At 62.1% G+C, this 457-nt stretch carries 1 protein-coding gene; it reads left to right on the top strand.

Features of this window, described 5'->3' with window-relative positions:
* Nucleotide 1 precedes the first annotated feature (1 nt).
* A partial coding sequence (locus tag XI08_RS09785; RefSeq protein WP_271574260.1) for an IS110 family transposase occupies nt 2-457 on the top strand: 456 nt, incomplete at its 3' end.

The following is a 457-nucleotide window of genomic DNA, read 5'->3' as shown; positions in this document are numbered from 1 at the left end:
CATGTCTCAGAAACTCAACGCAGCGATCGCCGTGATCGGCATCGATATCGGCAAGAACTCGTTCCACATCGTGGGTCATGATCAGCGCGGCGCCATCGTGCTGCGGCAGAAGTGGTCACGCGGCCAGGTGGAAACGCGGCTCGCCAACCTGCCGCCGTGCTTGATCGGTATGGAGGCCTGCGTCGGCGCGCATCATCTCAGTCGCAAGCTCCAAAGGCTTGGCCACGACGCCCGCCTGATGCCGGCGAAATACGTGCGCCCCTACTCGAAGGGACAGAAGAATGACTTCCGAGATGCGGAAGCCATCGCCGAGGCTGTCCAACGCCCGACCATGAAGTTCGTCGCGACCAAGACCGCCGATCAACTCGACCTTCAGGCGCTGCACCGCGTCCGCGATCGATTGGTTGGTCAGCGTACCGGCGTCATCAATCAGATCCGTGCGTTCCTGCTCGAGCGG

Source organism: Bradyrhizobium sp. CCBAU 11361, from assembly GCF_028128935.1.
GTDB classification, from domain to species: domain Bacteria; phylum Pseudomonadota; class Alphaproteobacteria; order Rhizobiales; family Xanthobacteraceae; genus Bradyrhizobium; species Bradyrhizobium niftali.
Note: the sequence above shows the minus strand (reverse complement) of the source record. Positions and strands in the feature narration are given on the sequence as shown.